The sequence below is a fragment of the Pseudanabaena sp. 'Roaring Creek' genome, from assembly GCF_001402795.1.
Classification (GTDB): Bacteria; Cyanobacteriota; Cyanobacteriia; order Pseudanabaenales; family Pseudanabaenaceae; genus Pseudanabaena.
Map to the genome: position 1 here is coordinate 1 of NZ_LIRE01000272.1, position 8,070 is coordinate 8,070.

The following is an 8,070-nucleotide window of genomic DNA, read 5'->3' on the forward strand; positions in this document are numbered from 1 at the left end:
CCCAAGATCGTGTTGTCGCGCGGAGCGCGACAACACGATCTTGGGCTTTAATTTTGTCCTAACAAGACTGGCGATAGCTATAAGTAATATGTTAAGGCTGCAACTAATGACCCATAGATTTATATCAATCAAGACCATTAAATCAGCTTATTTTCGGTAAGCAGATAAACAAAAGTTATTTTGCTATAGTTATACCAATAATTATCGAATTTAATACTGAAAGTTATGGGTGCATATCGAAAGAGGAAAAGGCATCGCCATCATGGAATTTTAGGGTTTACGCTTCTCGAAATCTTAGTTGTGATGATTAGTATTGGCATACTTGCAGCGATCGCTGCCCCATCTTGGCTCAGCTTTGTCAATAACCAAAGACTTAACTCAGCCCAAAGCATCGCTTTAAGTACTTTCCGCCTAGCGCAAAGCAATGCCAAACGCACCCAAAGTATGTGGCAAGCAACTTTTAGAAATACTCCCAAGTTTGCTCAATATGCTATTCATCCATCTCCGATTGGTTCTACAAATGAAGCCTATTGGAATAATCTTCCTTGGCAAAATTTTGAGGAGGGGATCAGAATTGTGGACAATAGCGAACCCGAACCACGAACAACTTTAACAAAACTGACAGCTGTTCCCGAGCCAGATGTATATCGGGTGCAATTTAAACATCAGGGCAATCCTAATGGCTTAGGAGAATTAGGTCGTATCACTTTTGTTTCTAGATCGGGCGATCGCAAAAAATGCGTGGTGGTTTCCACAGTCTTAGGCTCCATACGTCAAGCTGAAGGGACGGAATGCAATCAGACTTAAAAATTTTATTTCTTTCTAGGTTTAGGAATAATTGACTCAATGGGTAAATCCTCACTGAGAAAATAGGTAGCTGCCTTTTCACTCACGAGCATAGCTTTTGCAAGCAGCGATCGCGAAGAGCTATTCGAGGGAAGGTAAAGCTGGATAATTTTGCGTTTAATTAATGGGGATTGGGGCGTAAGAGAGTTGCGAGCCTTGCGCCATTCCGCATCGGAGCGACAAAACAGGCGTAGCGCTAGATCGACGGTAGGTTGCTTATTGTTGTTATTGTCATTATTCAGAAATTCATACAGTCTTTCGTAACGGCGACTAATTTCAGGAGCAAGGCAGAGGATTAGCAGATCGCGATCGAATCGATCAAGTTCTAGGCGATCGCATAGGGTGGGGATCGCGAGGCGGATATTTTGTTCGCGACTAGCTTCTAGGCGATCGCCAAAGCGTCCTAGGGGGTGATTAGTCTGGGGCGGATGTTTGGGGAGTTGACTACCGCCTTTAGATGGGTCAATGGCAATAAAACCTTTCCACCAATGACTAGTGGAGCGATCGGCCGCGTTTTTGGCAACGCGATCGATTTCTCGATCGGTTTGACGCTGTTTCGCTAGCGATCGCATAAGTACGCGATCGAGCCAAGCAAGTTCCGCTTTAAGGTATGACCAGTTATCGGCAAAGGGTTGAACTTCAGGAAAAGCAGGAAGCTCACCCGTATCCGCAATCATGCTATGCCTCGGCGTAGGGTACCGCGAATAAAGAATCCGACCAAGACACCAAAAGCACCTAAGGCGATCGCTGCCTCGAGCATCGTCATATCACCCCAAGGAGCCGTAAAAATTACGCTATGCCAAGCCCATGTGGCATGACTATACACATAACGAATTGGCTCGATCGCCCAAGATAATGGATTTAGGCTGGCAATCCACTGCAACCAAGTAGGCATGAAGGCAAGTGGCGCAAGGGCAGTGCTCGAAAACATTAAGGGCAAATTCACTAAGAAAATAAAGGCAAGCATCTCTTGGTGTCCAGGCATGGCAAAGGCAAGCCCCAAACTCAACATCGTAAAGTCCACGATCAGGAGCATCAAAATTAACGACATTACTAGCAAGCCGCTCAAGCTTGGTAAACCCGCCCCCATGAATCCACTGACCGAAACGATCGCTGCGGTTTGCACCATGCTCAGCGCCATAATAAAAATTGCCGAAGCGACAATAATTGAAAAACGGGAAACTAGGGGCGCAACAAGAATCCGATTCAGAAACCCAAATTCGCGATCGAACAGCATCGGCAATCCCGAATTCAGCGCACTGCTGAACGCCGTAAACACTACGATCCCCGCCGCCAAAAACTGCACATAGGTCTGATCGTCCCCAACCAACCCCTTAGGCAACCCGCTAAATAATGCTCCAAACAAAAGCAACCACATTAAGGGCTGTAACACCCCTGCAATCAAGGTAGTGGGACGGCGACGCAATTGGATAAATAGGCGTTTAGTTAAGGCTGTCACTTCTTGAAGAAAGTCCGCTGACCAAGAATGCGGCGCTTGGCTTTCAGGGACAAATTGATTTTCAGGTGGGGCTGCTTGGGTGGTAATGGGGGGAAGGGATGTTTGAGTCATATAGTTATCTGGACAAATTAGCCACAGTATCAATCATAACGTTAAGTAACAGAGCATCATTAAAAACCATAGTTAAAACCTGTGGCGCAAGCAATGCTTGCGCCACAGGTTTTAGGTTTTATACCAAGTTAAGTAATTGTGCAAAATAAATTACCCAAACCCATAAAGTTGCGCCCCTGCGGGGCGCAACTTTATTATCAGAATCGATGGAGCGGCGGAGCCGCTCCACCGATTCTGGTTTTATATTTGGTACTTCATTAAAGGGCAAGTCCCTTGCTATTACTAGCTATCCACAAAAAAGGTGAGCACAGTCTCATCAACGCCTTTGAGCTTCAGAGGTTCGCGTTTGCGTAACTCTTCATCGTTGAGATAATCCGCAACCGCTGCCGATACCAGAATGCAATCGGGTTCCGCTGCCGCTTGAATGCGGGCAGCGATATTTACCGTAGGACCGATCGCCGTATAGTCCGATCGCTCGGCACTGCCAAACATCCCCACCACCGCCGTACCTTGATGGATCCCACAACGAAATCTGACCTTAGGAATCCCTTGGGTTTGCCATTGCTCATTCAGTTGCGCTAGCGATCGCTGCATATGCTTTGCCGTTCTCACCGCACGACGCACCTGTTCATTAGGACTACAATCTTCGGGCGCACCAAAAAGCGCCATAATGCCATCACCCATGAATTTATCAACCGTCCCCCCATTGGCAAAAATGGCTTCTGTCATCGCGCCAAGGTATTGATTGAGCAATTCCGAAACACGGCGGGATCTTAACGTGTTGGATAGCGAAGTAAAGCCCACAATATCGGTAAAGAGAACAGTAATCATCCTCGGTTCGGGACGCAAATCCAGACTTAGCTCTCCCGTAGCAGCTTTAGATACCAAGCCTGGAGGCAAAAATCGCTTGAGAACCGATTCCGTGAGATAGAGATTAAGTTGGGCTACCCTTCGTTCGTTGGTTTTGAGTGCCAGTAAATTCCGAACTTCAGCCAACAATTCGCGATCGTTAAAAGGCTTAGCCAGATAACCATCTGCCCCCATTTCTGTGCCTTCAATGCGAGTCTCTTCATTAGCTTTTGCCGTCAATAAGATAATGGGAGTACCTGCCAATTGCTCGTCTTGGCGAATTAAGGCAATTAAATCCAGACCTGACACTTGGGGCATCATTAAATCCGTCACGATCAGATCGGGGCGGTACTGTTTGGTTTTGACCAAGCCATGAGCGCCATTATGGGCGGAAATCACTTTATAGCCAGCTTGATTGAGAACACGCCGCAAGTAACTCCGCAGATCGCGATTATCGTCAACAATTAATATTTTTGCTGCCTGCTCTTGACTCGAAGATGGACTATCGCCGCTATTTACGATCGCATCTTCATCGGTATTGAGATCGGTTTCTAGATCAGCCAATTCGATCGCCGCGCGAGATATCTGGATATCCGCTGGCATATTTGTCACTTGCTCGGCGGGTAAATGGGCTTTACCAGCAGGGATAGAAATTGCAAAGGTCGTACCAAATCCATATTCTGAGGATACGGAGATATCACCACCATGCAGATTCACCAATTCTTTAACCAGTGACAAGCCCAAACCACTACCTTCATAACTACGATTGACAGAACCTTCTGCTTGACGGAAGCGATCGAAGAGAAAGGGAATTTGATCTTCGCGGATACCAATGCCCGTATCATGAACGCTGAGAATACAATGCTTACCATCTTCGTCCGTATTGATGCGAACGGTAATATTGCCATTATTAGGAGTAAATTTCATGGCATTGGAAAGCAAATTGTAGAGAACCTTATCGAATTTCTCTAGATCTAAATAAATATCGGGACAGTCACTAAATTCACTCAGTAAATTAATATTTTTGCGATTGCAGTAGGGACGGAATGAATCTATGGTTTGACTGGTAAATTCGACCAGATTGCAAGGACGGAAACAGGCTTGCATTTTGCCCGCATCCAGCCGTTGGATATCTAGCAACTGATTGACGAGCCGCAATAGTCTGCGACAGTTCCGTAGAGCAATCACCGATTGTTCGTAAGGGAGGGGATTCGATTGTTCGATCGCCGCTTCTAGCGGGCCAATGGTGAGGGTGAGGGGCGTGCGAAATTCGTGGGACAGGTTTTGAAAAAATTCTGTTTTTTGGCGATCTAATTCCAGAAGCTGCTGTGCTTGTTGGCGCGTTGTTTGGAAAAGATTGGCTTGCTGTACCGCAATCGCGGCTTGGGCGGCAACCGCTTGCACTAAGGACACTTCTTCTGGTAGCCATTGCCTTGGCATCCTATTTTGACGCATGGAAATACTGCCAATAATCTTCCCTTCTGACAGTAAGGGAACGACCAGTAGGGATCGTGCAATAGAACGCAAAGGAAGGTCGGCAATATTCCATTCTGGATTTTCATGTAAATCCGCGATCGCTACGGGCTGCTTTAATTCAATTAAAGCTTGGAAGACAGGATTACAAGAAATATTCATGCTTGATTGAGGCAGCAAGGAGCCATCAGCATTTTCTTTTCTATTAATTACTTCATTTTCATCCAGTAAATGCAGCCCGACACAACGTAAGTAATTATCTCCTTCTGTCCATAGCGATAAGGCACAGCTTTCAGAATTTAAGGCTTGCCCCAATTGCTGCGTAATCGATGCAAAAATCTTTTGCGGATCGAGACTGGAGCGGATGGTACTGGTAATGGTATTGAGTAAGGATTCGCGCTTCGCCAGTTCTTGAATGCGATCGTAGGCTCTAGTACGCGAGCTGACGATCGCCGCTTGGTCAGCAGCCAACTCTATTAAATCTAATTCGTCCGTACTCCATAGATGGGGGCTTTCACAGTGATAAAGAGCTAGCATCGCTAGACATTCTTTTTGTACTTCTAGAGGCACATAGAGAACGGACTTGATATTAGCTTCCGCATAGATAGCCTTGTCAGTTTCAGAGATGCGCTCATCATTGGCAATATCGTTAATTGGCACGATCTGCGATCGCATGGTGAGAATTTTCACCAGCTTAGGCAAATCTGGAAACGAATGATTGCCATAGGTAAAATAGCTTTCGGAAAGAACGCTATTCTCCACTAGACGCAAAATACTGGCGGAAACATCAAAATTTCGGGCGATTGACTCAGCGATCGCCGCAATGCTCTCGCGATAGGGAGCTGCACTATCAACGGAGGAAGCGATCGCATTTAATAGGGATTGTTGGCGCAGCGTGCGCCGCAGCTCAGCGGTACGATTGCGAAGAACATTGTGAGTATCGATCGCCTGCCGCACTACATTTTTAAGTTCAAATTCATCCCAAGGTTTGGTGACATATTTGAATACTTTGCAAGTATTGATCGCCTCCACCAAATCTTCGACATCGGTATAACCTGTCAAAATAATCCGCATGGTGTCTGGATACTTCACCGCCATTTGGCTTAAGAATTCCGTTCCACTCATGATCGGCATTCTTTGATCGGAGATAATGACTGCGACCTCCCCTTCTCGATCGAGTAACTCTGATGCCTCTGGCCCCCCATTGGCACGCAGAACTTGATAATCTCGATAAAAAGTCCGAAATAACAAATCTAAGTTATCGGGTTCATCATCGATAACTAGCAGCTTAGGTTTGGGGGCAGTTTGCGAACCCATGTAGCTATTTCTTCCTAAAATTTTGATACCAAAGTAATCTGAATCTGGGGATTAGTGGTTTATTATACAAAAATCCACATTTCTAGAAGTAGAAAAGCCGAACAAACATAGAATAATCATAGAATGATCGATGTCTATCAATGGCTATCCTGAAAGTTGTACGATTGTTCTCAGAATTAAGATAGATTATTGAACTAAATGCAAAAGAGTCAAACATTAATCGACTCAGCTTGGTTTTGAATATACTTCCTTTTGCATCATAACCGATCCTCCTTACGTGTTTTTGCCTAGGATTTAACCAATTTTTTTCTTTAAAAGCAAGGGATTTGAGCTAGCTAGCGATACAAGCTGAGACGATGAGTTAAAGCCGCCTGTGCTTCTTCACGATCGTCAAAATGGATTTTCTCCCGCCCAATAATTTGATAGTCTTCATGACCTTTTCCAGCAATCAAAATTGTATCGCCTGCTTGAGCTGAAATGATAGCTGTTTGAATACATTTATGCCGATCGCCTTCTACAATCATAGGTTTATCACCAATATGAGCTTTAACCCCCACAACCACATCATCAAGGATGCTTTGTGGATTTTCAGTACGGGGATTATCCGAAGTTACATAGACCCGATCGGCAAGCCTAGCGGCGATCCCACCCATTAAAGGACGCTTGGTGCGATCGCGATCCCCACCGCAACCAAAAATACAAATTAATTCTCGTTGGGTAAAGGGACGCATCGCCTCCAGTAGATTTTCGAGACTATCGGGAGTATGGGCATAGTCCACCACTACCGTGACATCTTGATCGGCGCTAACCTGCACCCGCTCCACCCGACCAGGTACATTCTTAAACTCTGGCAATCGGCTCACTACTTCCGACAAACTCATGCCCATATGTAAAGCCGTCGCGATCGCCGCCAAGATATTCTCGACATTAAAGCGCCCCACTAACGGCGAGTTAAACGCGATCGAGCCTTGGGGGCTATGCAAGGTTGCTGTCACCCCATTGGGCAGGTAGGTCAAGTTTTCCGTGTAAAAGTCAGCTTGAGGATTGCTGATGCTATAGCTCCAGATCGGCCGATCGCCCAGCATTTTTACTAACCTTTGACCAAAGGGATCGTCCAAGTTAATAATCGCTCGCCCCTGTAAATAGTTGTGACCAAAGAGCAAAGCCTTAGCTTGAAAATAGGATTCGAGGTCTTTGTGGTAGTCGAGGTGATCCTGTGTCAGGTTGGTAAATACTGCCGCCTCAAAGGGGCAACCTAATACCCTTTGTTGATCGAGGGCGTGGGAGCTAACCTCCATCAAACCCACATCACAGCCTGCGGCGATCGCTTTGGCAAGCTGTTCCTGTAGATCTACAGCAAAAGGAGTGGTATGGGTCGCGGTCAGGGAGTAACCCGCCCATCGGGTGTAAAGCGTGCCAAACAAGGCTACGGCATATTGGGTTTGGAGCAGAAACTCGATCAAGTGGGTGGTAGTAGTCTTACCATTGGTTCCAGTCACTCCCACTAATTTCAGCTTTTGGGCAGGGTAGTCATAAAAAGCGGTGGCAATCTTACTGCAAGCTACGACCACATCATCGACAGCGATCGCTTTTGCGGGATTGGGTAAAGCTGCCAAGGCTGCACGGGAAACGATCGCGGCGATCGCCCCTTGAGCGATCGCTTGGGGCGCAAATTTTCCCCCATCCACCTGTGTGCCTGTCATCCCAATAAATAAATCCCCTGCTTGGCAATGACGCGAATCCGTAATTACTCGCTCTACTTCTAGCCCATCTAACTCAGGCTGAGAATTTTGGTAACCTGCTAACGCGAGCAATTGTCCTAAACGCATAGTTGCCGATCCTTTCTCAAGAGCACAAAATAATCTCAGAATTCTGACATGAAATCTCGATTTGTGACAACATACTCGCCTATCCCATAAAAGAGCGCACCCTTGGGGTGCGCTCTTTTATGGGCAATAAATCTATTAAGTGGCTAGGCATAATTAAAAACCAGAATTAAAAGCTGTAGCGCACGC

General features: G+C 46.1%; 5 protein-coding genes. 1 reads left to right on the forward strand and 4 read right to left on the reverse strand.

Features of this window, described 5'->3' with window-relative positions:
* Positions 1–225 precede the first annotated feature (225 nt).
* On the forward strand, positions 226–807 hold the full coding sequence (locus AC805_RS09375; RefSeq protein ID WP_055075186.1) for a type II secretion system protein: 582 nt from the start codon (positions 226–228) through the stop codon (positions 805–807).
* A gap of 5 nt (positions 808–812) precedes the next feature.
* On the opposite strand, the gene AC805_RS09380 is transcribed toward AC805_RS09375, so the two are convergent.
* From AC805_RS09380 to AC805_RS09395, 4 genes are all read right to left on the reverse strand, one after another.
* Positions 813–1,523: a hypothetical protein gene (locus AC805_RS09380; RefSeq protein ID WP_055075187.1), complete on the reverse strand. Its 711-nt coding sequence runs from the start codon at positions 1,521–1,523 to the stop codon at positions 813–815.
* Positions 1,520–2,416 (reverse strand): ABC transporter permease, encoded by an 897-nt coding sequence (locus AC805_RS09385; RefSeq protein ID WP_142599469.1) that lies wholly within the window; start codon positions 2,414–2,416, stop codon positions 1,520–1,522. The genes AC805_RS09380 and AC805_RS09385 overlap by 4 nt, the downstream gene beginning before the upstream one ends.
* A gap of 282 nt (positions 2,417–2,698) precedes the next feature.
* Positions 2,699–6,055, reverse strand: coding sequence for a response regulator (locus AC805_RS09390; RefSeq protein ID WP_055075188.1), 3,357 nt, complete (start codon positions 6,053–6,055; stop codon positions 2,699–2,701).
* Positions 6,056–6,390: 335 nt separating this feature from the next.
* Positions 6,391–7,884, reverse strand: coding sequence for a UDP-N-acetylmuramoyl-L-alanyl-D-glutamate--2,6-diaminopimelate ligase (locus AC805_RS09395; protein ID WP_055075189.1), 1,494 nt, complete (start codon positions 7,882–7,884; stop codon positions 6,391–6,393).
* Positions 7,885–8,070: the final 186 nt, after the last annotated feature.